Annotated in this window: 22 protein-coding genes; 18 read left to right on the top strand and 4 right to left on the bottom strand. The window is 60.5% G+C overall.

Translation table 11 applies throughout. From position 1 onward, the window contains the following. Window positions 1-176: 176 nt before the first annotated feature. Window positions 177-2,333, top strand: a complete 2,157-nt coding sequence (locus RIF72_RS03145; protein ID WP_309073411.1) for a glycogen debranching N-terminal domain-containing protein — start codon at window positions 177-179, stop codon at window positions 2,331-2,333. Between the two features lie 16 nt (window positions 2,334-2,349). On the opposite strand, the gene RIF72_RS03140 is transcribed toward RIF72_RS03145, so the two are convergent. Further along, entirely contained in the window at window positions 2,350-4,065 is a 1,716-nt protein-coding gene (locus RIF72_RS03140; protein WP_309073410.1) for a thiamine pyrophosphate-binding protein, read from the bottom strand. A 52-nt stretch (window positions 4,066-4,117) separates the two neighbouring features. Next, a complete protein-coding gene (locus RIF72_RS03135; protein WP_309073409.1) occupies window positions 4,118-4,921 on the bottom strand; it encodes a cyclase family protein in 804 nt (267 codons plus the stop codon). Window positions 4,922-5,255: 334 nt separating this feature from the next. On the opposite strand from RIF72_RS03135, the gene RIF72_RS03130 reads away from it, so the two are divergent. The 5 genes from RIF72_RS03130 to RIF72_RS03110 are packed head-to-tail and all read left to right on the top strand — an operon-like array spanning window position 5,256 to window position 10,727. Then, on the top strand, window positions 5,256-6,584 hold the full coding sequence (locus tag RIF72_RS03130; RefSeq protein ID WP_309073408.1) for an MFS transporter: 1,329 nt from the start codon (window positions 5,256-5,258) through the stop codon (window positions 6,582-6,584). A gap of 49 nt (window positions 6,585-6,633) precedes the next feature. Further along, window positions 6,634-7,773, top strand: coding sequence for a thiolase family protein (locus RIF72_RS03125; protein WP_309073407.1), 1,140 nt, complete (start codon window positions 6,634-6,636; stop codon window positions 7,771-7,773). Further along, on the top strand, window positions 7,770-8,087 hold the full coding sequence (locus tag RIF72_RS03120) for a zinc ribbon domain-containing protein (RefSeq protein ID WP_309073406.1): 318 nt from the start codon (window positions 7,770-7,772) through the stop codon (window positions 8,085-8,087). Before RIF72_RS03125 ends, RIF72_RS03120 begins: the two co-directional genes overlap by 4 nt. Next, window positions 8,084-9,682, top strand: a complete 1,599-nt coding sequence (locus tag RIF72_RS03115) for an ATP-dependent acyl-CoA ligase (RefSeq protein ID WP_309073405.1) — start codon at window positions 8,084-8,086, stop codon at window positions 9,680-9,682. Before RIF72_RS03120 ends, RIF72_RS03115 begins: the two co-directional genes overlap by 4 nt. Before the next feature lie 58 nt (window positions 9,683-9,740). Then, the gene (locus RIF72_RS03110; protein WP_309073404.1) at window positions 9,741-10,727 is read left to right on the top strand and encodes a LysR substrate-binding domain-containing protein; all 987 of its coding nucleotides are present in this window, start codon (window positions 9,741-9,743) and stop codon (window positions 10,725-10,727) included. 4 nt (window positions 10,728-10,731) lie between these two features. Here RIF72_RS03110 and RIF72_RS03105 read toward each other — a convergent pair whose 3' ends face one another. Continuing rightward, window positions 10,732-10,965: a hypothetical protein gene (locus tag RIF72_RS03105; protein ID WP_309073403.1), complete on the bottom strand. Its 234-nt coding sequence runs from the start codon at window positions 10,963-10,965 to the stop codon at window positions 10,732-10,734. Window positions 10,966-11,201: 236 nt separating this feature from the next. Between RIF72_RS03105 and RIF72_RS03100 the strand changes: the two genes are divergently transcribed. From RIF72_RS03100 to RIF72_RS03045, 12 genes are all read left to right on the top strand, one after another. After that, complete coding sequence (locus RIF72_RS03100; protein WP_309073402.1) at window positions 11,202-11,888, top strand: haloacid dehalogenase type II; 687 nt, start codon at window positions 11,202-11,204, stop codon at window positions 11,886-11,888. A gap of 42 nt (window positions 11,889-11,930) precedes the next feature. After that, window positions 11,931-12,416 (top strand): RidA family protein, encoded by a 486-nt coding sequence (locus RIF72_RS03095; protein WP_309073401.1) that lies wholly within the window; start codon window positions 11,931-11,933, stop codon window positions 12,414-12,416. Window positions 12,417-12,542: 126 nt separating this feature from the next. After that, the gene (locus RIF72_RS03090; protein WP_309073400.1) at window positions 12,543-13,649 is read left to right on the top strand and encodes an alanine racemase; all 1,107 of its coding nucleotides are present in this window, start codon (window positions 12,543-12,545) and stop codon (window positions 13,647-13,649) included. A gap of 50 nt (window positions 13,650-13,699) precedes the next feature. Beyond that, complete coding sequence (locus tag RIF72_RS03085; protein ID WP_309073399.1) at window positions 13,700-14,434, top strand: SDR family oxidoreductase; 735 nt, start codon at window positions 13,700-13,702, stop codon at window positions 14,432-14,434. A 32-nt stretch (window positions 14,435-14,466) separates the two neighbouring features. Continuing rightward, on the top strand, window positions 14,467-15,873 hold the full coding sequence (locus RIF72_RS03080) for an FAD-dependent oxidoreductase (RefSeq protein ID WP_309073398.1): 1,407 nt from the start codon (window positions 14,467-14,469) through the stop codon (window positions 15,871-15,873). A gap of 43 nt (window positions 15,874-15,916) precedes the next feature. Continuing rightward, window positions 15,917-17,050, top strand: a complete 1,134-nt coding sequence (locus tag RIF72_RS03075) for an FAD-dependent oxidoreductase (RefSeq protein WP_309073397.1) — start codon at window positions 15,917-15,919, stop codon at window positions 17,048-17,050. A 56-nt stretch (window positions 17,051-17,106) separates the two neighbouring features. Next, entirely contained in the window at window positions 17,107-18,561 is a 1,455-nt protein-coding gene (locus RIF72_RS03070) for an NAD-dependent succinate-semialdehyde dehydrogenase (RefSeq protein WP_309073396.1), read from the top strand. A 25-nt stretch (window positions 18,562-18,586) separates the two neighbouring features. After that, window positions 18,587-19,249, top strand: coding sequence for a GntR family transcriptional regulator (locus RIF72_RS03065; RefSeq protein WP_309073395.1), 663 nt, complete (start codon window positions 18,587-18,589; stop codon window positions 19,247-19,249). Between the two features lie 310 nt (window positions 19,250-19,559). Continuing rightward, complete coding sequence (locus tag RIF72_RS03060; RefSeq protein WP_309073394.1) at window positions 19,560-20,486, top strand: ABC transporter substrate-binding protein; 927 nt, start codon at window positions 19,560-19,562, stop codon at window positions 20,484-20,486. An 11-nt stretch (window positions 20,487-20,497) separates the two neighbouring features. Further along, window positions 20,498-21,427 carry an amino acid ABC transporter permease gene (locus tag RIF72_RS03055; protein WP_309073393.1) on the top strand — a complete coding sequence of 310 codons (930 nt, stop codon included), beginning with the start codon at window positions 20,498-20,500 and terminating at the stop codon, window positions 21,425-21,427. Then, window positions 21,424-22,191: an amino acid ABC transporter ATP-binding protein gene (locus RIF72_RS03050; protein ID WP_309073392.1), complete on the top strand. Its 768-nt coding sequence runs from the start codon at window positions 21,424-21,426 to the stop codon at window positions 22,189-22,191. Before RIF72_RS03055 ends, RIF72_RS03050 begins: the two co-directional genes overlap by 4 nt. A 105-nt stretch (window positions 22,192-22,296) precedes the next feature. After that, window positions 22,297-22,971: a GntR family transcriptional regulator gene (locus tag RIF72_RS03045; protein WP_309073391.1), complete on the top strand. Its 675-nt coding sequence runs from the start codon at window positions 22,297-22,299 to the stop codon at window positions 22,969-22,971. Between the two features lie 75 nt (window positions 22,972-23,046). On the opposite strand, the gene RIF72_RS03040 is transcribed toward RIF72_RS03045, so the two are convergent. Next, window positions 23,047-23,721, bottom strand: a complete 675-nt coding sequence (locus tag RIF72_RS03040) for a haloacid dehalogenase type II (protein ID WP_309073390.1) — start codon at window positions 23,719-23,721, stop codon at window positions 23,047-23,049. Between the last annotated feature and the right edge of the window lie 232 nt (window positions 23,722-23,953).

The following is a 23,953-nucleotide window of genomic DNA, read 5'->3' as shown; positions in this document are numbered from 1 at the left end:
CTCAGATTGGAAATAGCCACAGGATGGACGCTTCGTCTCAGGCTCAGGCCAAATGCCCCCTCCCAAGGCAGATATCGGTCGTGGGTCTGGCCCACATCGCCGCGCAAGAGTAGCGTCACTGTGAGGATGCAGCAGGACAGCGAGGACGAAGCAGGACCGCCAAAGGAGCCCGAAAAATGGCTGGATGGAATGCCGATACCGCGGCCGGCCCCCTTGGCGCCGGGACAATCACCTTGGTGGAGGGCACTTCCTTCTGCATCTCGCTGCCCAGCGGTGACATCAACCCGGATCATCCACACGGCCTGTTCTTCCAGGACACCCGGATCCTCTCCGCTTGGAGCCTGACGGTAAACGGACAGTCCGTGGAACCCCTGACAGCCCAAACGAAGGAACCATACAGGGCGGTCTTCGCTGGCCGCATCACCATGCCTGACGGATACGCTGACACCCCGCTCATCGTGGAACGCACCAGGGAATTGGGTTTTGGCATGGTGGAGCACCTCACCGTGCGCAACTACTCGATGAATCCGACCGAATGCCTCGTCGCGATCACAGTAGCTGCCGATTTCGCCGATGTTTTTGAGGTGAAGGAAGCGCGCGTCCAAACGCAGTGGGAAGAGAGCCACGAGGCCCACGCCAACTCTTTGACTATTCGCGCCAGATGGAAGGAAGTCCGGAAGTCCGTCGTCGTAAGTTCCGACATCGCAGAAGCGAGTCGTGAAGGTTTCACCTACCGGACCACTATCCCGGCACGGGGCTCCTGGAGCACCGAACTGACAGTGGTGCCCGGCCTTGAAGGGGCAGCGCCGGCAGCGCCCGTGGTGCGTCCCGCCGTCGGCGAATTGTCCAGAAGTGATCAGCGCCGGCAGGAATGGGTGGCCAAAATTCCCGTCCTGCAGATGGGCAATCACTCCATCGAGAGGACCCTCCGGCGGAGTTACGACGATCTTGGTGCCCTCCGTATTGAGGACCCTGCCCACCCGGAGAGAGTGGTTGTGGCCGCCGGAGCCCCGTGGTTCATGACGCTATTCGGACGGGACTCGTTGTGGGCCTCGGAAATGGCCATGCCGGTTGATCCCTCACTGGCCTTGGGCACCTTGCAGACTTTGGCTGAGCGGCAGGGCACGGTGGTTGACCCCGTGACCGAGGAAGAACCGGGCAAGATTTTGCATGAGGTCCGGTTGGATGTCTCCAGCAGCCTGGCCTTGGGCGGAAAGTCCATCTACTACGGCAGCATCGATGCCACTCCCCTGTTCGTGGTGGTGCTGGGTTCGGTCAGCCGTTGGGGGTTCGCCAAGGACACCATCGCAGCCCTGTTGCCCCACGCAGACCGGGCCCTCGACTGGATCCGGGACTATGGCGACAGGGACGGCGACGGCTTCGTTGAGTATGAGCGCCTTAACGATCGTGGGCTGATCAACCAGGGTTGGAAAGACTCATGGGACGGGATCAATTTCGCAGACGGACGGCTCGCCGAGCCGCCCATCGCCCTGTGCGAGGTCCAGGCGTACGTCTACGACGCGTACATGGCCCGGGCCTGGATGGCGTACGACGCCGGTGACGCCCCCTTTGCGCGTGAACTCGCCGATTGCGCGGCCCAGTTGAAAGTGCGTTTCAATGAGCAGTTCTGGATCCCGGACCGCGGCTACTACGCGATCGCGCTGGACGGCAAGAAGCGGCAGGTGGACGCGTGCGCCTCCAACATGGGGCACTGCCTCTGGGTCGGCTTGGTGGATGACGACAAGGCGCCACTCGTCGCTGAACGGTTGATGTCACCCGAGATGTTCAGTGGGTGGGGCGTGCGCACCCTGGCAACTGACATGGGTGCCTATAACCCGGCCAGCTACCATAACGGATCCGTCTGGCCGCACGACAATGCCGTTATCGCTGCCGGGCTGATGCGCTACGGGTTCGTGGAGGAGGCTCAGCGGATCGCCACGGCCCTTCTCGATGCAGCCGACTACTCCGAGGGTCGCCTGCCCGAGCTGTTCTGCGGGTTCAGCCGCGGGCAGTACAGCGAACCGGTGCCCTACCCTACGGCCTGCTCACCCCAAGCTTGGGCAGCCACCTCACCCATCCAGCTGATCACTAGCTTGATGCGGTACGACGCCCACGTTTCCCACGGCGGATTCTGGATGGATCCGCAGCTGCCGGCATCTTACGGTGACCTGCACATCACCAACGCGCCCATGGCCGGCGGCAGGGTAACCATCGACATTGCGGATTCGGTCCCCAAGGTGCAGGGACTGCCGGACGGGATGGTGTTTCATCAAGGACACCGGCCGTGGTTGACCGAACTCGTGGAACAGGCAGGGCTGCGCAAGAAGGGCTAGGCCAGGTTCGCCCACATCAGTGGCCCTTGAAGGCTTCGGCCAGCCACCACGCGCCGCCATCAGACGCGATTCGGGCATCGATGACCAGCGGGGCCTGGCGGGAACCCGACAACCATTCGCCCACCGGAGTGAGATCCTCCAGCCGTCGAACCGTCACGGCTGCGGCACCGTAGCCGGCCGCGATCGATGCGATGTCTGCGATTGGAAACCTCACGACCTCGAGGTCTGCATCGTCCGCGTCAAAGTGATGGACCTCAGCCCCGTAGGCGGAATCGTTGTAGACGATGGCAACCAGTGGGATCCGTTCGCGAACCGCTGTCTCCAATTCTGAAATCGCCATAAGGAAACCGCCATCACCCGTTCCCAGGATCGGGAGCCGATCAGGCCTGGCAACTGACGCCCCAATAGCGGTGGAAAGGCCCAGCCCGATCGACTGAAAAGCCTGGGTAAAGCAGAAACCGTACTCGTCCGGGACGGAAAGATAGGTGCTCGGATAGCCCATGAAGTTGCCCGAGTCCACAGATATGATGCGATTTGCGGGCAACATCCGGTCCAATTCACGGCTCAGTACGCGTGGGTCGATGGTCTCATCAGTTGATATGTCCGACGTTTCCACGGAGTTCCAACGGGCTTGCTCAGCGATGCGTTGTGCCATTTCGAGCGTCCGTAGTCCGATTGCACTGTAGCCACCGGATTGCACATCCGTGAGCACAGCTACGGCCGTCTCAGCGCAGTCACCCAGGATTCCAAGATCGATGGGACGGTTAGCACCAAGGGCTGAGTCCTCAAGGTCCACCTGGACCACTATTGTTGACTCACTTATCAGGGAACCGTGCCGCATGGTCCACATGTTCAGTGCGCAGCCCCAACCTACAATGAGGTCTGCTTCCGCAATGGTCTTCGCGGTGAAAGGGGATGAGAATCCCCCGGAGATACCGAGGTTGTACGGGTTGCCGTTGAACAACCCGTGCGCCACAGCGGACGTCGCCAATAGAGCACCTACTGATTCGGCGAGCGCGGCTATTTCCGGTCCTGCTTCCCGACCACCGCGGCCCACGACGAATACTGGGCGCTTTGCGCTTTGGAGGAGTCCTGCCAGCTGCGAGACGGCTGCCTCGGATGGCCTGACACGCTGGGGAGGATCGAGCGGTCCGGGCTGGTCTCTTTCTTCAACCACCCGTTCGCTTTGAATGTCAGTGGGCAAGGACAGGACGACGGTCCGCCGCTGGTTGACCGCCGTGCGGTACGCCCGAACAGTATCTGCCACTGCGGTTTCAGCGCTGTGAACCCTTGCAGCCACGGCACCGACGCTGATGGCGAGCGCGTCTTGATCGATGTTGAAGTTGGATCGGGTTGCCGAAGCAGCGGTGTCTGCCGTGACAACAATCATTGGAGTCCGGCTCTTCGCCGCCTCGCCTATGCCCGTCACGGCGTTGGTAAGCCCACAGCCCTGGTGCGTTGTGGCTACTCCTAGCTTTCCGGACATGCGTCCATAGGCATCGGCCATGGTAGCAGCACCCCCCTCATGCCTGGCTGCGGTGAACGGGACGCCGGCCCTTCGCAGAGCGTTCGTCACTACGAAGTTGCCGCTGCCCACGACGCCAAAGACATGACCCACACCAAGCCTGGCGAGGGTGGTCCCAACGAGTTCTGCCACAGTGACAGCACTCGTTTCTGTCTCTGCTGGCGTAGATGCCTCGACGGCCTTGGGGCTGCTGGTTGTAAGTGTCATTTGTGTTTCTCTTTCCGGGAGGTCAGGTCACGTCTTTGAGTGATGAGGCCGCTCAGGCGTCCATGAGTGCGAGCACCCGGGCAGGACTGCCTGTTCCGCCAACAATCGGCAGGGGCGCCACGATGAGGACGGCGCCGTTGGGGGGAAGCTTTGAGAGGTTCTGCAAGGACGTGACGCCGTATTTGTCGTTGCCTAGCAGGAAGTGGTGCGCCGGAAACGGGGGTTCTTGGCCGGCGGCGGCCCCGGCGTCGATCCCGACGGTTTCCACGCCTATTCCGGATAAGGGTGACTCTTCAGCAATCCACTGCGCGCATTCCACGGTGAGCCCGGGTGAATGGGGGCCCTTTTCGTCGTTGTTCAGGAACTGTTGACGGTCATGGCCCCGGGCTTCCCATCCCGTTCTGATGAGTAGCCAGCCGCCCTCCGGGATGGGACCGTGGACGGCCTCCCATTGACGAATGTGGTGTAGATCCAGGAGGAAGTCGGGGTTGGCGGCGACCTCTTGGCTCACATCAAGGACCAGTGCCGGACCCATCAGTCGGCCTGGCTCGATCTGCGCCACATCTTTACCACCGCTCCCGGTGATCCAGTGCACCGGAGCGTCCAAATGCGTACCGATGTGCTCTCCGGTATGAATGTTGTGATGCTTCCAGTACGGGCCGGGTTGGTTGTAGGCAGAGACTTCCTCGAGGCTGAAATCAATGAGGTTTGCAAACGGCTCGGGTAGTTCCAGTGTTGGCGTTGCGTGGGAAAGTTTGGTGGTCAGGTCGACGACGTCGATCCGTCGGGTTGCGAGGCCCTCCAACAGGTGGGCGACGCTGCCCTGACGCACGTCTGTAGTGCTGTTCATATCCATGAGTGAGTTCCTTGGTAGGGGTGTTGCCCTTCGGCAGGGCAGGGCCCGGGAAGATTGAAACGGGACTTGTGGCAGCGACGTTAGCACCCCCGCACTCCGCCTGGAACAGCTTTTCAGGCCTCGAGACCCGGGTTACCCGGATAGGCATATCCCCTGGCAAAACAGGCATTCGACGTTTTCCCGGCACGGAGGGAAACTGAATTAGCAGCTGTAACGCCCATCACAGTTCGTCCGCTTCGGCAGTAGAGCGCTCGCCCCAGCCGAACCATCCCGGCCGCGACAACGACGTCGCTCCGGCCGGACGGACGCCACAGACTTGACCCAAGGAGCAACAATGTCCCATCAGCAACACACCTTGCCAGGGCAGCGTCCCGGCGTCCGTCGGTACGTTGTTGCGTCGCTCGTAGGCAACGCACTGGAATGGTACGACTTCTTCCTTTATGCCACTGCATCAGCTGTAGTCTTCGGCCGGTTGTTCTTCCCCTCAGACATCGATCCCCTTGTAGGCACCATGGCCGCTTTCGCCGGTTTCGCCGTCGGATTTGCCGCCAGGCCTCTGGGCGGCATCATCTTCGGGCATATCGGCGACAGGCTGGGCCGCAAACGGGCTCTGGTCATGACACTCACCATCATGGGCATCAGCACTGCCCTTATGGGCTTACTGCCAACCTATGCCCAGGTTGGACTGTGGGCTCCTACGTTGCTCATCCTGCTTCGAATCGCCCAAGGCATCGCAGCCGGAGGCGAGTGGGGCGGGGGTGTTCTGCTGATCAGCGAAAACTCTTCAGACTCGCGGCGAGGAATGCTGTCGGCTTTCAGCCAAGGTGGCATCTCCTTGGGCTTCGTTCTTTCCTCACTCGTCTTCTTCCTCGTCCAATTGATGCCTGATTCCCAATTCATGGCGTGGGGCTGGCGCATACCGTTCCTCCTGAGCGTTGTACTGCTCGCAGTGGGCGCCTACATCCGATTCCGTTTGCCTGAAAGCAAGGAATTCACCGACGTCAGCGAGACCAAACAGCACAAGCTTCCCGTCCTGGCCGCCATCAAAACCCATCCCCGGGAGATTCTGGTGGCCATGGGCCTCCGCGTCGCGGAGAACGGGGGCTCGTACATTTTCCTTTCGTTCTCCATCGCCTACGGTGTCCACGTGGGCGTGGACAAGGGGCTCCTCCTGATGGCTGTGGCAGTGTCCATGCTCGTTTCGTTTGGCACCTACATCTTCTTCGGCCACCTTTCGGACCGGATCGGACGGCGACCTGTCTACGCCCTGGGCGCCATCGGCATGGGCGCCATGGCCTTCCCCTTCTTTGCCATGATCGATTCCAATACGCCGGCTGTGGTCATCCTGGCCTTCCTCGTGGCGAACGGTCTTTGCCACGGTGCAATGATCGGAACGCAGCCCGCGTTCTTCCATGAACTGTTCTCCGCCGAGGTCCGTTACTCCGCCATGGCAATCGCACACGAGCTCGCAGCAGTTTTCGCCGGCGGATTCGCACCCTTGATCGCCACAGCCCTGCTGCTGCAATTCGGTTCCTCCATCCCGGTGTCGCTCTACGTGATCGGTTTGGTACTGGTCACCCTCATAGCGTTGGTCTTCTCCCGCCGCGGTATTAAGGCTGAAGAGCGCGACCCAGCAGAGCGCACAGTCCAGCGCGTGCCGTAGCAACGGGCATTCCTTCTCTTTTCTTCCGTACTCCCCGAAAGGAATTACCGTGACGGTCTCCATCGTCGGGACAGGACAGTCCCCCTACACCCGACACCCTTCAGCTGGAACAGAGACATCCAGTGTCATCGCCCGCGCCGTGAGCAACGCGCTCAACGATTCAGGTCTAAGGCCAAGCGACGTAGACGGGTTCGCGGTCTCCAGCTTCACCCTCGGCCCGGATCATGCCATTGACTTGGCTTGGCGGATGGGCCTGCGTCTCTCCTGGTTGATGCAAGACACCAATGGCGGGGCAAGCGCCGGCGGCATGCTCCAGCACGCGGTGCGGGCCATCGAGTCAGGCGATGCAAGTGTGATTGTGCTGGTCGCTGGGGACGTGATGGATCAAGCAGCCTTCTCCCACTTGGTAGCCAGCTACAACAAAGCCACTGAAGACCATTTGGCACCGTTGCCCATGAACGGCCCGAATGCCCTGTTTGCCATGCTGACCACCCGTCAGATGGAGAAACTCGGACTCAACCGAGAAGACTACGGCCGTATTGCCGTGGCGCAACGCGGATGGGCCACGGATAACCCTGGCGCCGTCTATCGGAAACCACTGAGCTTGGACGAGTATCTGGAAGCCCCCATGGTGGCTAGCCCTTTGGGCCGATACGACTGCGTCCCGCCCGTCACCGGCGCGGATGCCGTGGTACTTATTGCAGATAGGGGCAACGGAACACCTCGGGCGAAAGTGTTGTCGGTGCGCGCCTCCTACAACGCAGACCAGCAATCAGGCGAGGGGCTGGTCACCGGATTGCGGGAATGCGCCCCCGCCGGCTGGGATCAGTCCGGGATCGGGCCCGAGGAGATTGGCCTCGCCTGTGTTTATGACGACTACCCCGCCATGGTGATCGCTCAACTCGCGGACTTGGGAATTCTCGCCGATCACGAAGACCCGGCAACTTTTATCAAAGCGAATATCGCCACCCGCCTGCTGCCCGTAAACACGTCCGGAGGGCAACTGTCCGCCGGCCAAGCGGGAGCAGCCGGGGGCATGCATGGACTCGTGGAGGCCGCGCGCCAGCTCATGGGCCGCGCAGGAGCACGTCAGGTGGATGCGCGCCACGCAGTGGTCAGCGGCTACGGCATGGTCCTCTACCGTTATGGAGCCTGCGCCACCATGTCGGTCCTGGAGGCTGCCCGATGAGCGCCGCGATCCAAAACTGCCTGAACTGCGGGAACCGCTTCTTCCCGGCACGGCTCTTCTGTCCCGACTGCGGGCAGGAGAACTTCTCAACAGTGCTGGTGGAGCACGCGGACGTCGCCGAAACAACGCGTCTAGCCGACGGCACACTTCTGGCAACGCTGAAAATCCCAGGTGGGCCGTCCGTCGTCGGTCGTGTAACCGGCGGACAGGCAAGCTACGGCGACCGCTTGCCGCTCGCCAACAACCTGGACACCAACGATGGCGTGTACGCCTATGTACCACTCCGCTCAACTGTGAATGAGGAACAACAATGAATTTTGGGTTTGCCAATCAAAGCTTGCGGCCAAGGACGATACCGCAAATGCTGCTTGAACGTGCCCGCACAGCTCCTTCGGCTCCATTGTTCCGCTGCGGCGAGGTCCGCAGGGACAGCACCATGGTGGTTGATGCCGCCGCCCGAACTGGTGGACTGCTGCGGAATGCGGGGATCGAGGCCGGCCAGAGCGTTGCCTTGATGTCTTCCAACCGGACCGAACTGCTGGACTTTATCCTGGGATGCGCATGGATCGGCGCAATTGCCGTACCCATCAACACCGCCAGCCGCGGTGAGCAACTGAGGCACATTCTGAGCAACGCAGAACCCGAATTGGTGGTTGCCGAGAGTGCATTCCTGCCCCACCTTGCCGCTCTTGGTCCTGTACCCAGGCTCCGGCGGGTGTGGGTTCTTGACGAGCCACCCTCGGAGGACCAACTGGACATTGAGGTGACAGCGGTACCGGAACCTGTGGCGGCCATTGAGCCCTTGGCCACCGGCCCGGCAGAAACTGCGGCCATCCTGTACACCTCTGGAACCACAGGAGTGTCCAAAGGTGTTCTCTGCCCACAGGGACAGTTCTATTGGTGGGCGGCCAACATGTCCGATCAATTGGGGCTTCGGCCGGACGATGTCCTGTACACCTGCTTGCCGCTCTTCCATACCAACGCCCTTAACGCGTTTATGCAAGCGGTGGTCTGTGGTGGCGAGTACGTGCTCGGTCCGAGGTTCTCGGCCTCACGATTCTGGGCTGATGCGTCCTCGGCCGGGGCAACGGTGACCTATCTTCTCGGCGCCATGGTGGGAATACTCGACAGCCGTGAACCCAGCTCCGGCGACCGTGATCATGGGATCAGGCTGGCTCTCTCTCCTGCTACGCCGCCGCGCCTCGTTGAGCCCTTCAGGGAGAGGTTCGGGGTGCTATTGCTTGACGGCTATGGTTCGACGGAAACCAACTCCGTCATTGGATCCACCCCTCGGCAGTGGCGGCCAGGCTACATGGGTAAGGTCCGGCCAGGTTTCTCCATCCGCGTGGTGGACGCCGACGGCGTCCCTGTTCCCAACGGCCAGCCCGGGGAGTTGCTGATCCGCAGCGACCAGCCGCACGCCATGGCCACCGGGTATCACCATATGCCGGAGGCTACTGCCAAAGCGTGGCAGGACCTCTGGTTCCACAGCGGCGATCGTGTGGTGATCGACGACGACGGGTGGGTACGGTTTGTTGACCGGATCAAGGACGTGATCCGCCGCCGTGGCGAGAACATCTCCTCCGTTGAGGTGGAGCAGGTACTTCGTCAACACCCTGCCATCCAGGAAGCCGCTGTCTACGCGGTCGACTCGGAGCTCGGTGAGGACGAAGTCATGGCCGCCCTGATTCTCCGTGAGCCTGTGGATTTCGGCGAAGTCTGCCGGTTCTGCCTTCCGCGTCTGGCCTCCTTCGCCATCCCGCGCTTCTTCCGTACCATGGACGAACTACCCCAGACGGAGAACGGCAAAGTGCAAAAGCAGGTACTGAAGGCCGCCGGCCGGGACGCGGCCGAATGGGATCGTGAAGTAGCGCAGCCGAGGCGTGCAGCCGCAGTTGGAGCGCACTGACCGGCATCCACTCCCGGAAGCCCCGGTTGTGGACGGCAGCTGCCCGTAGGATGATCGTATGGACCTGCGGGCGCTGCTGACCACCCACCTGAAACTACGCCACCTTGTCATAGTGCTCGCCGTCGCAGAACACGGAAGCCTGGTTCGGGCCGCAGAGGAACTGTATCTGACACAACCGGCGCTAAGCCGTGCGCTGCGGGAAGCCGAACACGCCGTAGGAGCCTCACTGTTCGAACGGACAGGGCGTGGCATGGTTCCCACTCCGGCCGGGGCAGCCTGTCTCGAACACGCCAAGGCAATTGTGGGACACCTCGGTACCTTGCGGCGCCGGGTGGACGAGCTCAATGATCCGGATGCGGGCCTTGTGCAGGTGGGGGCTCATGTCACCGGCGCGAATCTCTTGTTGCCGCGGGCCGTTGCCAGGCTCATGGCTGAGAAGCCCCGGGTTGAGGTTCGCCTGCGCGAGGCACCCCCCGAAACCTTGATCCAGGAGTTGAGCAGCGGGGATCTGGACCTGCTGGTAGGCAGGGTGACAGATCATCCAAGCACAGCGCGGCTGCGGCTGGTTCCGCTCTACCGGGAGGAGTTCCGAATCGTGGCTGCGCGGTCGCATCCTGCGCACGATCTGCCCTGTGCGTCTTTGCATGATTTGGTCGAGCACAGGTGGGTCGTTCCGCTGGCCAATACTCCCCTGAGGGACCAACTTGAATTGAACTTCAGGAACGCCGGCCTTGCCCCGCCTTCACAGCAGGTCGAATCGGGGGCGCCAGCCACCTTGCGTACGCTGGTTGTCGAGGGCGGCTTCCTTGCCCTTATGCCGGAGACCATGGCGGTGGCCGAACCGGATGTGGAGATCCTCGACCTTCACCTGGATGGGTTGGCGCAACAAGTCGGTTTGCTGCTTCATCCGGACCGTCCACTGACTCCAAGCGCGGCACTGCTCGCGGAAAAGCTCCGGGAAGTCGCAGACGAGATGGGACGCGACATTGGCCCTCACGCTTATACCGTGCCTGCCGAACCGGGAAAGGGTCCAACAAGCAGTTGATGTCCTAGGACGCCGCAAGCAACGACGTTGCGCCCACACGACCATAGCTGGCCGCCGCACGCAGAATCCATACGGTCGGAACGCCGCCCACGGCAGGCATCACCTGACCCTCGGTGATGAACGCGGTGGCCTCTTCATTCCACTTCAGTGACCACCATCCGGTTTTTGGGCAGTGGTGACCGGTGCTGGCCGTCTCGATGTGGTCCAGGGCTGAGGTAGCAGGGCGTCGCTTTTTCATGAGATTTCCTTCGCTCACTTGCGGGTTGAAGACATAGACAGAGCTTAGCAATTGTCAACAATCTACGAAAGAGGCTGAGTCAAAAACTTTTTCCTTGACATGACGGGGCACCTCACGTTCCCGGGTGATTCTCCGGAAATCGTTGACAATGACGCTTGGTGGCGAGTATTGTCGACAATCGACGCAGGCATTCGATCCCTCGTCGACAATCGACATAATCCGTACCGGAGGAAAAAATGGCATTCGCAACCAAGCCAAAGTTCGTTACGTTCGACATGAACGGAACGCTGATCAAGTTCGCCATCAACGATGCGATCCGTGAAGTCTTGGGCGACCGGCTGCCGGCCGAGATCGCCGATGACTATCTGCAGGCCTGCAAGGCGTACCGCATCGACGAATGCATGGGCGACTACAAGCCGTTCCACCAGATCGTTGCCGACTCCATGGAGCGCGCCTCGCGCAGGGTCGGTCTGGAGTTCACTGCGGCCGATGCACGGGCAGTCTACGATAAGGTCCCCTCCTTTGGCCCGTACCCGGGTGTCACGGAGGCACTGAACCGCCTGGCGGAGGAAGTCCCGCTGGTCATCATTACGAACAGCGACACCGCCCAGGCTGTACGCCTTGCAGCGAACCTCGATGCCCCGTTCGAGGTCATCATTACCGCCGAGCAAATGGGCATGTACAAGCCACGGCTCGGCGCCTTCGAGTACTTGTTCGAAAAGCTCGGAGTGACGCCGGACGAGATCGTGCACGTCTCCGCCAGCCCGATGTACGACCATCGATCAGCAGCGACCATGGGCATCAAGAACAAGGTGTACGTTGACCGCGGCTTCGAACACGACGAGCACTGGCTCGGGTACGAGCGAATCACCGACATCGCCGATCTCCCTGTCCTCTTCGGCCTGCCGCGTTCGGATTCCTAAGAGACGGAGCGAAGTGGCGATTCACGGCGAGGCGGCAGCATCATGAACGCTCCTTTAGCTCAACCAGTCCACGGCGAGACCGCCTTGGAAAGGTTGGCGAACCTTGGTCTGGAGTTACCCGTCCTGTCTGCCAATGCCTACTATGTGGATCACAACAAAGTTGGCGACAGCATCCACATTTCGGGTCAACTGCCCTTCAAAGACGGCGTGCTGCTAGGTCAGGGTGTTGTCGGCCGCGACGTCGAGCTGGAGTCGGCGAGGGAACTCGCACGCCATGCCGCACTGAACTGCCTCGCGGCCGCTGTCCAGGCAGTGGGCGACCTTGACAACGTCCGGATCGTGCAGATGCTGGTGTTCGTAGCCAGCCGACCTGACTTCGGTTTGCAGTCAAAGGTTGCCGAAGGGGCCAGTGAATTGCTCATCGAGGTTTTGGGTGAGAACGGACGGCATTCCCGCACCGCTATCGGAGTCGCCGGGCTACCGCTCAATACCCCTGTTGAAATCCAGATGGTCTGCACGGCCGCTTAGGAACTGCGAACAGCGGCCTGGACCGGGACCCCGGGAGCCCGGGAACCGGAGTCCCGGTCCACAAGCAAACGAGGGAGCCTGTTTTCGCTCTCCTCCCCCAATTACGTACTTCATGAGGAGAACAGCGTGAACAGGCTCCAACAAGCACTGGACAGCTTGCTCGATCGGATCGATACCCCGGCGCCGATCGTCTTGGTCGATGTGATGCAGGACAACATCGATCGCATGCAAGGCTTCGCCACCCAGCGAAATCTCGATGTCAGGCCGCATGTCAAGACGCACAAGTGCGTCGAAATTGGCCGGCGGCAGGTAAAGGCCGGTGCGGTGGGAATCACTGCAGGCAATGTGGGTGAGGCCGAGGTGTTTGCCGCGGCCGGCTTCGATGACATCTTCATCGCCTACCCGATCTGGCCTTCAGGGACCAAGGGCGTGCGGCTCCGGAAGCTCGCTGTAACCACCCGGCTACGGGTCGGCGTCGATAATTTCGCGGCAATCGATGCCCTTGCTGATGCGATGGGCTCTGAATCCGGGCGCCTGGAGGTCGTGATTGAGGTCGACTGCGGTGCCCGCCGTTCCGGCGCGCCGCCCGAGGCAGCCGGCGACCTCGCCGTTGCCGCACGCAGGAGAGGCTTGGTGCCGGTGGGCGTCTTCACGTACCCGGGGCATGGCAGTTCCGGCCGGGAAGCCCGCAAACGTGCCGCCCTGGACCAAGAAGCAGCGCTCATCGCTGCCATGCGCAGCTTCAAGGCCGTGGGCATGACTGCCGATGTGGTCAGCGCGGGCTCGACACCCACCATCGAATACGCAACGAGCAGCATCATCACCGAGATCCGGCCCGGCGAGTACGTCTTCAACGATCTCAACAACACCAGGCTTGGCGCCTGCACCGAGGATCAAATCGCGCTGTTCGTCGCCGGCACGGTAGTCAGCGACTGGGTTCCCGATCAGGTCATCCTCGACGTCGGCACCAAAGCACTTAGCCGTGAGGGCAATGCTGAGATCGGTTACGGTGCCGTGGCCGGCACTCAGGCAGTGCTGTCCAAACTCAACGAGTACCACGGCTTCCTCCCGCTGCCCGCCGGCGATTTCAGCCCCAGTATTGGCGCCGTGCTTCCGATTGTGCCCAACCACGTCTGCCCGGTAGTCATCAACTTTGAAGACCTGATCGTCACCGACAGCGCAGGCACCACCTTGGAGCGCTGGAAAGTGGACGCCCGTGGATTCCTCAGCTGATCCCTCACCAGCACTTCACCACTCACCTACATCACAACGGAGTGACCCACATGAGACTTGATAAGACCACCGCTGTAATCACCGGTGCCAGCAGCGGAATCGGCGAGGCAGTGAGCTCACATTTCCGCCGTGAAGGCGCACGTCTGCTCCTGACCGGTCGAAGGGAACAACTCGCGAGCGCTCAGCCCGAGGACCTGTACGTTCCCGGCGACCTCAACGACGAAGCATTCGTCGAAAGCCTCGCCCGCCAGGGGGCAGAGTCCTTCGGCACAGTTGACGTGGTTGTCCTTAATCACGGACTGCAGGTCAGCGGTCCACTGACGGAAATGAGCTACGAGGACGCGAAGAACGTGCTGCACAGCAACCTGCTCAGCTCGTTCCTGATGCTGAAGCACTTCGCCCCCTTGATGCCAGCAACCGGAGGGTCGTTCGTTCTGGTTGGCTCACGGCTCGGCATGGTGGGCAAGCCCGACGAAGTCCTTTATTCGGCAGCCAAAGGGGGCCTGATCATGCTGGCCAAGGGCGCGGCCATCGAATGGGCTTCACGGAACATCCGCGTCAACGTGGTCGCTCCCGGCCTGACCGTCACCCCTGTCATCGAGGCATCGTTCCAGCGCAGGGACGATCCCCAGGCCTATCGTCGGGAACGCGAGGGCCAAATCCCGCTCCAACGCCTCGCCACCCCCGAAGAGATCGCAGACGCCATCCTCTTCATGGCGTCACCGGAATCCTCCTACATCACCGGTGCGGTTCTGCCCGTCGACGGCGGATACACCGCCTTCTGATCTCACCGATTCCACCCAAAGAAGGATCAACAATGACAACTATCGCGGCAGCACCCCGAAACGGTGACCTCGGCTTCTGGATGGCCGGATTCGAAAACAAGCGGCACGCCAACCCTCACTTCGCAGGAGACCAGACCGTAGACCTGGCTATTGTCGGGGGCGGCTACACCGGACTATGGGCAGCGTACTTCGCCAAAAAGCTCGAGCCCTCCCTCAAGGTCGCCGTCTTTGAAGCAGAACAGATCGGCTACGGCGCTTCCGGACGAAACGGCGGCTGGCTCTCAGCAATGCCCGCAGGAAACCGTGCCAGGTTTGCCCGTGCATCCAAGGGAGGAATCGAAGCCAGCCGCGCCTTGCAGCAGGAGTTTGTCGCCGGCGTCGACTCCGTCCTGGAGATCCTGAGAGCTGAAGGCATCGATGCCGATCAGCACAAGAGCGGCGCGCTGGTCGCAGCCCACACAGAGGCCGGGCTTGGCCGGCTGGTCGCCCGACGTGACGCAGACTGGAAGTACGGATTGACCGAAGACGACGTCTATCTGATCGGCCGTGAAGACTTCCAGAAACACATCAACATCTCCACCGTCCACGGCGGCCTGGTCTACAAGCACTGCGCGCGGCTTAACCCGGCAAAACTCGTCTACGGACTCGCCGAAACCCTCATCTCCATGGGGGTCAGCATCTACGAGGGCAGCCGCGTCAGCAGCATCATCGGCAACACCCTCACCCTCAACAGCGGGCGGGTTACTGCGGCAAAGACCTTTATCTGCACCGAGGGCTACTCCGGACCACTGCTCGGCAACAGGAGCCTGATACCCATCAACTCCTCGATGATTGTCACCAAGCCGTTGTCAGACGAAGCGTGGCAACAGATCGGCTGGAACGGTCCGAAATGCCTCAGCGACTCCGCGCACACCTTCATCTACTCGCAACGAACAGCGGACGGGCGCATCGCCATCGGCGGCCGGGGCAAACCTTACCGCTACGGCTCCGGAACGGGCGGCGCAGGTTCAACCCCCCAGTCCACGGTTGATCTGCTCTCCACCAAGCTCCGCTCGTTCTTCCCGGGCATCGACTTCGTCGTGGATCACGCCTGGTCCGGCGTTCTGGGTGTCACCCGCGACTGGAACGGCGGCGTCAAATGGGACCAAGCAACCGGGATCGGTTCATCCACCGGGTATGCCGGTCACGGCGTGACCGCAGCGTACCTGGGCGGCAGAACCTTGGTGGAACTGGCCTTCGAACAAAAGACCGAACGAACATCCCTTCCCTGGGTGGGCTACGGCGCACCAAAGTGGGAGCCCGAGCCCATCCGTTGGCTGGGAGTCCACAGCATGTACAGCCTCTTCGGCATTGCAGACAAGTGGGAAGAACACAGGAATTCCACTAAGACTTCCCTCCTGGCCAAATTCGGCAGCAGGCTCGCCGGACTTCACGAATAACCCACCATTTCCAACTGAAACCTCGAGGGGAAGCACCCAACCCATGGATGGAAAACTCGCAGTTATCGGACTAGGCAGTGTTGGCAGCATGGCCTTGTGGCAGGCCTCCCGGCTGACTGAAACTGTTACCGGATTCGAGGCACACTCACCCGCTCACGGAAGAAGTGCCGTGGGCGGTGACACCCGGCTGTTCCGCATGATCTACCTCGGCACCCCCAACCTCTACCCCATCCTGGAACGCTCACGTGATCTTTGGGCTGAACTGGAAGCAGAAACCGGACAGGACATACTCACTCGGTGTGGCGGACTGTCCATAGGCACGGCAGGCGGCTCCTACATCAGCCGCCTTCAGGAAACTGCGCTACTCAACGGGGCTGCCCACGAAATTCTCAGCCACGAAGATCTCGCCGAACGTTATCCGCAGCACAAGCTTCGGCCAGTCGACGTCGCGGTCTTTGACCCCAACGCCGGAGTCCTCCGTACGGACCGCGCCGTCACTGCCGCTATCGGCGCAGCGGAATCCAACGGGGCTACCGTGCACATCAACACCCCGATCGATAGCATCACCGAAACGGACGACGGCGTTGTCCTCACCTCAGGCGACAGGACCTGGAGCTTCGAGAACGTCATCGTCGCCTCGGGGGGCTGGTCCCAGCGACTCATGCCTGACTATCTTAGGGCGCACACCGAAACACGCAGGGTCTTCCTGTCGTGGTTCGTCGCCCGCGATGCAGCCCAATTTACGCCGGAAAAATTCCCCATCTTTAGTCGCATGTACGAGGACCGCGCCATATATGGAGCCCCCGCCGTCGACGGAGTAACAGTCAAGGCCACCTTGGATGGCCGGGGAACAGTGACCGATGATCCCGACGCCTTCCCCAGGGAACTATCTGAAGCCGAAATCGCCGAAACCTTGAAAACGGTCTCGGACTTCATCCCGGGCCTGATTCCGACCATTGTCCGTTCAGACGCTTTTCCGGACCTCTATACCCAGGACCGCAACCCGCTGTTGGGATGGCTTAGCGAATCAAGCCGGATCTATTACGCCACAGGCTTCTCCGGAGGCGGATTCAAGAACGCCACCGGGTACGGCCACATCGCCGCGCATGAAGCGCTCGGCAAACAACCAATCGAAGGTCTGGATTTCGTGCGCCCGGAACGGTTCAGGACCACTTAATTCCAAGCACACCCACGCCATTTTCGGCACTCTCCCACTCACACAGAAAGCGCAACATGACTACTTCAATTGACCCCTCCACTCTTCGCACTGACTTGTTCATCGACGGCGAATGGCTAAGAGCGACCGGTTTGGCCACCTTCCCGGTGGAGAATCCGGCCACAAACGAAATCATTGCCCACGTTGCCAATGGTGGCCCTGAAGACGCAGCCCTTGCCATCACGGCAGCAGGGCGGGCACAGGCTGGTTGGGGAAAGTCCACTCCCCGCGAGCGGGCCGACATCCTTAGGCGGGCCTTCGAGCTCGTGATCGCCAACACCGAGCGGTTGGCGGCAATCATGACAGCAGAGATGGGCAAGCCCCTGGCAGAAGCCCGGGGAGAAGTGGCCTACGGCGCCGATATGATCCGCTGGTTCTCTGAGGAAGCTGTCCGTATCAGCGGCGACAGCACCACCTCCACCGACGGCACCACACGGATCATGATCACCAAGGAACCCATCGGTCCGTGCGTGCTGGTTACTCCGTGGAACTTCCCCCTTGCCATGGGTGCCCGCAAAATCGCGCCTGCTGTTGCGGCCGGCTGCACCATGGTGTTTAAACCCGCGGCTTTGACCCCGCTCACGTCGCTCGCCCTTGTGGAAATATTCCGCGAGGCCGGCCTGCCGGACGGCGTACTGAACGTCGTCACCACTTCCAAGGCCTCGAGTGTGGTGGATCACTGGATGAGCAACGGCATCGCCCGCAAGGTCAGCTTCACCGGCTCCACCGAAGTGGGTAAGACCTTGCTGCGCCAAGCGGCAAACAACGTCATGCGTTCCTCCATGGAACTGGGCGGCAACGCCCCGTTCATCGTCCTCGCCGATGCAGACATCGAAAAAGCCGTTGAAGGTGCACTGAAAGCCAAGATGCGCAATATGGGCGAAGCCTGCACTGCTGCAAACCGCTTCTTCGTGCACAGCTCCGTCGTCGAAGAGTTTGCCGAAAAGTTCTCTAAAAGGATGTCGGAGCTTCAGGTGGGCGACGGCGCATTGGCTGGTACCGACGTCGGACCCCTCGTCGACCGGAAGGGCCTGGAGAAGGTCGAAAGCCCTGTGGCTGACGCGATCAGCAAGGGCGCTCGTGTTCTGACCGGAGGCACACGCCCGGAAGGTCCCGGCTATTTCTACTCCCCCACGGTGCTGGTGGACGTGGCTCTGGACTCCGATCTGATGAGTACGGAGATCTTTGGTCCCGTGGCTGCCATCACGTCCTTCGACAGCGAGGAAGAAGTTCTGCGCCTCGCCAACGATACGGATTGGGGTTTGGTGGGATACGTGTTTACACAGAGCCTTGATAGAGGCATGCAGTTCTCCTCTCAGCTTGAGGTTGGCATGGTCGGTCTCAACACCGGTCTGGTGTCGAACCCGGCGGCACCCTTCGGTGGCGTCAAGCAATCCGGCCTTGGCCGGGAAGGTGGAAAAGTAGGCATCGAAGAATACCTGGAGTACAAGTACACGGCGCTGGCGGTATAATCGACAATCGACGAGGAGGCGCACGGTGGATCGCAGATTTGAATGGCAGGAACAGCGAACGACCACACCGGACGGCGTTTACCGTGTGCTCCGTTCCGCGATCCTGGATCGAACCGTCTCGCCCGGAGAACAGTTGCGCGAAACCCACATCGCGGCGGATCTCGGTATCAGTCGTTCGCCACTGCGTGAGGCGTTGACCAAGCTTGAAGAAGAAGGCCTTGTGGTCAAGGTACCCTTCCGCGGGTCATTCGTTGTGGAGGTAAGTGCGCGGGATGTTGCCGAGATCGCATCGATCCGCTTGCTTGTGGAACCTTATGCTGCTGAGCTTGCTGCCCCGACACTGCGGGATGCGGAACGGCTTCGCCTCAAGCAGGCCATTGAGGAACTTTACCGGGCCACGGACACCAACGACATTCCGGCAAGCATAGATGCCCACCTTAAATTCCACCGGCTGTTCTACGAATTTTCCGGAAACTCGGCACTGCATAGTCTCTGGAATGGCTGGGAGAACAAGCTGCGTCTCTACTTCGCGGCCGATCATCCAACTTACAGCGACCTCCATCAACTTGCCGTTGAACACGACAAGTTGGCTGAGCTTGCGATGGACGGTGACATCGATGGGTATCGCCAGGAAATGCTCAGTCAGTTCCACAATGCGTTAGGCGCTCAAACCGCAGATCCCGCCTGACATCAGGCGGATTATCGACGAAGCCTGCCGGCGATGCCGTTGCATCGACCTCCAGCTCTACTACTGAACAACACCCGGGGCACTTCCTCACCCGAAGAAGCCGCCTTCGAAAAGCAGTCGCTCAACTGTTGAACTGTTGACAATCTGCACGCAACGGCGTTTTATTGCTTATATGGCGAGACCTGAGTCACATCACGCCACGAGCCCAAGATCGAACTTCACCTTCGCCTGTCCCACCGATGTGGCATGCGGAAGCAAATGAGAAACGCACTTCAGGCGACATCGACCTGAATCCTCGAAGGGAAGCATCATGAAGAGCACCAGTAAACTCCAGACGGCAGCTGCGGGGCTTGCTGCCCTGCTGGCCCTGAGCGGTTGCGGCGGCACGGCCACCGGCAGCCAGGCCACGGACATCCCGAAGACGCAGAACACCCGCGACATCTCAGAAGGCGTCCAAGCAGACCCCGACGCCGTCGCGCTTCTGCCCGAGTCCTTCAAAGCCAAGGGCGAACTCACAGTAGCGATGGACCTCAGCTCCCCGCCCATGACATTCCTCGCCGAGGACAACACCACACCCATCGGCGTGAACCCCGACCTCGCCCGTCTGGTAGCCAAAAAACTCGGACTGAAACTGAAGTTCGAAAATACCGCCTTCGACACCATCATTCCCGGCATCGACGGCGGCCGCTACGACTTCACCGCCACCACCATGTCCGCCACCGAAGAACGCCTGAAGGTCCTGGACATGATCAACTACCTCAAAGGCGGCTCGGCCATCGCCGTGCCCAAAGGCAATCCGCAGAACCTGACCAACGAAACGCTCTGCGGCAAGAACATCGCCGTTACCAAAGGCTCCACACAGCAACTTAAACACCTGCCGAACGTCTCCAAATGGACCTGCGAAGAAAAAGGCCAACCCGCCATCAACGCAGTAACACTGCCAAACGTCCAAGAAGCCCTTACCCAACTGGACTCCAAACGGATGGACGGCGTCTTCTACGACGCCAGCGGCCTGGCTTGGGCACAAGTCCAGCAACCAGACCACTTCGTCATGCTCGAACCCAGAATGGACACCCGGACCAACACCAACGTCGCCATGGGCCTCAAAAAAGGCTCACCGCTAACACCAGCCCTGCAAAAAGCCATCCAATCCGTCCTTGAAACCCCCCAATACCAAGAATCCTTGAACTACTGGGGCCTCCACGAATCGGCCATCACCGAAGCGGCGATCCGCTAAGGAGCGCTCGAATGAAGCAAGTGACTATTGAAAGAAGCAAAGTGATGAGCGGGTTGGATTCGGCGTTGAAGCCGCGGTTGAAGCGGCGCAGCACGTTTGAGTACGTTTCCTGGGTCGTGTGCATCCTGGTCGGTATCGGTGTCCTGAGTTCGGTCGCGACGAACCCGAACTTCAAATGGGACGTCGTAGCGAAATACTTCACCCACGAATCCATCCTGCGCGGGCTGATGCTCACCATCTTCCTGACCGTGGCCAGCATGGCCCTGGGCACCCTCCTCGGACTGGGCCTGGCCATCATGCGGGCCTCGAGCATCAAACCCATCGCCGCCCTCGCCGGGGTCTACATCACGATCTTCCGCGGCACCCCGGTCCTGGTCCAACTGATCTTCTGGTTCAACATCTCCGCGCTCTACCCGAACCTGTCCATCGGCATCCCCTTCACCGACATCGGCACCGCGATCGACACCAACGCCATCATGGGCCCGATCACCGCAGCCCTGATCGGCCTGACCCTGAACGAAGCGGCCTACATGGCCGAAATCATCCGCGGCGGATTCTCCTCAGTAGGCAAAGGCCAAATCGAAGCCGCCGACTCCCTGGGCATGAGCGGAGCCATGAAAATGCGCAAAGTCATCATCCCCCAAGCCATGCCCTCCATCATTCCGGCGACCGGCAACCAAGTCATCGGCATGTTCAAAGGCACCTCCCTGGTCTCCGTCCTGGGCGTCGCCGAACTGCTCCAAAGCGCCCAACTCATCTACGCCCGCACCTACGAAACCATCCCCCTGCTCATCGTCGCCAGCCTCTGGTACCTCGTGATGACCATGCTCCTGAGCTACCCCCAATCCAAACTCGAACAAAAATACTCCCACACCTCCGCCCGGGTCCCCCGCAAAGCCCGCAAAGTGACACTCACCGCACCGGAAGGCATAGCACGATGAACGCTGACGGCACCATCCACGCCCAAAAAATCCGCAAATCCTTCGGACACAAAACAGTCCTCAAAGACGTCGACCTCACCATCGCCAGCGGAGAAATCTGCTGCATCATCGGCCCCTCCGGCTCCGGCAAATCCACCCTCCTACGCTGCATCAACGGCCTCGAAACCGTCGACTCCGGCATCCTCAAAGTCAACGGCGAAGACTTCGGCTACTACGAAACCGACAACGCCTACCACGCCCTGCCACCCAAAAAACTCGCCCAACAACGCACCCGCGTCGGCATGGTCTTCCAATCCTTCAACCTCTTCCCCAACATGACCGCCCGCGAAAACGTCATGGCCGGCCCCGTCCTGGTCAAAGGCGCCGACAAAAAACAATCAGCCAAACACGCCCAGGAACTCCTCACCAGCGTCGGCCTCGAAGCCTTCGGAGACCGCTACCCCGCCGAACTCTCCGGCGGCCAACAACAACGCGTCGCCATCGCCCGCTCCCTGGCCATGAACCCCGAAATCATCCTCTTCGACGAACCCACCTCCGCCCTGGACCCCGAAAAAGTCGGCGAAGTCCTCAACGTCATGCAAGACCTCGCCAAAAAAGGCATGACCATGGTCGTCGTCACCCACGAAATGGGCTTCGCCCGCGAAGTAGCAGACTCCCTGATCTTCATGGACGACGGCAACGTCATAGAACGCGGCGACGCCCGCGAAATCCTCACCAACCCCAAAGAACCCCGCACCCAAGCCTTCCTCAAACAGGTCCTCTAACCGCTGAGTTCTCCACACTCGGATACGCTCTGGAGAATTTTCCACGCTGCTATGACATCAAGTGGTCTACAGCACTACAGTTGAAATCGCCTGTACGATGAAGCCATGGTTGAGCAGATAAAGATTGTCCATTCATCTACGGTGCAGCAGGTCGCAGATGGTCTCACTGCGATGATCCTTAGCGGAGGTCTGAAACCGGGCGAACGCCTGAGGGAGAGTCTGCTCGCCGAAAATTTGGGCCTTTCCAGGAATACTGTTCGCGAGGCCGTCCGCATTGTTCAAGCGGGCGGCCTCATTCGCCATCGCGCCAATCAGGGCGCAATCGTGTGGGATCCCACAGACGCTGAGATCATGGACGTCTACAACGCGAGGTACCACTTGGAGACCACGGCGGCACGGAGCATTTCGGAGACCACGTCCATGGATGAAGTGCATGCGGCCATGGACGAATTCCGTGAGGTGTTAAAAAGCGGAGACCCGTTCAAGATCGTCGAGAAGGACCTTGCCGTACACAGTGCGATTGTAGGACTGCTGGGAAGCCAAAAGCTGAGGATCTTCTATCAGCAACTGGTGACCGAACTTCGGTACTTCATGTTTGTGCTCTCCATTGAAAATCATGAGTACGAGGATCCGGATTCATTGGAAGCCGAGCACCAGAACATCGTTGACGCTCTTGACTCCCGTGACCCCGTGCTTGCTGAGAAGGTCATCTCGGACACGATCATCCAGTATCGGGAATCCATTCGCCAGGTTGTCGCCCAGAGACATTCAGCCAACTAGGGCAAACATCAAGCCCGGCCGAGGCGTTCCCCGGCCGGGCTTGATGGTTTCGCAACTGGCCTTGGCCCCCGGCCCTTAGAGACCGAGGTACTCGTTAATCTCGTCCAACGACTTCACCGAGTTGTAGTCGTATCCCCCGGTAATGGGGTCATAACCACGGTCCAGCACCCACAGGTTACGAAAGCCCATGTCGTGCATGGGATGCATGTCATACCGCGTGTGCGAGGCGATGTGCAGGAAGTCCTCCGGCTTGGCGTTCAGGGTGTCCAGCATGTATTCGAAGGCCTGGTAGCGGGGCTTGTAAGCCTGGGCCTGCTCAGCGGTCAGGACTGCGTGGTAGTTGGCGCCGAGCTTGGGAATGCTGATGCCCAGGAAGCTGTCGTCTGCATTGGACAGGGCCACTAACTTGTAGTTATCGCCCATGAGCTTCAGTGGAGCCGGCACGTCCTCGTGAGCATCGAAGCCGCGGACTGCGTCCGCGAACTCTGTACCAGCACCAGGAGTTGGTTCGATGCCGAAGAATTTGCAGACCCTATCGAACGAATTTTGAAGGATCTGTTCATAGGGCTTGTAATCACCAAGGACCTCGTCAAACCTGTACCCGCGGAACACCTTCTTGAACGCGGGCCACTGTTCTTCGGGCAAGCGGCCCGCGAGAAGCCGGCGGGTGGTGAAATCGGTATCCCAGTTGATAAGCGTGCCGTAGATGTCAAAGGAGATGTACTTCGGCCGGGAATTGCTGCTTGACATGAGTCGTCCGTTCTTTTTTGTAGGTAGCAAGGTCGCTCCCTAGCGGCCTTGCGGTTGGAGAATGCCAGCGTTCCGGTCTTGCGGTCCCGAACCCCGGACGCCCTATGTCGACACTAAGTTGCTTAAAGCATGATTGTCAACAGTTCTACAGTTGACCTCGCGGAGTTGGCCTGCAATGCTTTGTATAACTGTTGAACACGCAAGCATGCGGTCCAATATCGAACTTTCCCCG

The sequence above is a fragment of the Paenarthrobacter sp. genome, from assembly GCF_031180005.1.
In the GTDB taxonomy this organism is placed as follows: Bacteria; Actinomycetota; Actinomycetes; order Actinomycetales; family Micrococcaceae; genus Arthrobacter.
Note: the sequence above shows the minus strand (reverse complement) of the source record. Positions and strands in the feature narration are given on the sequence as shown.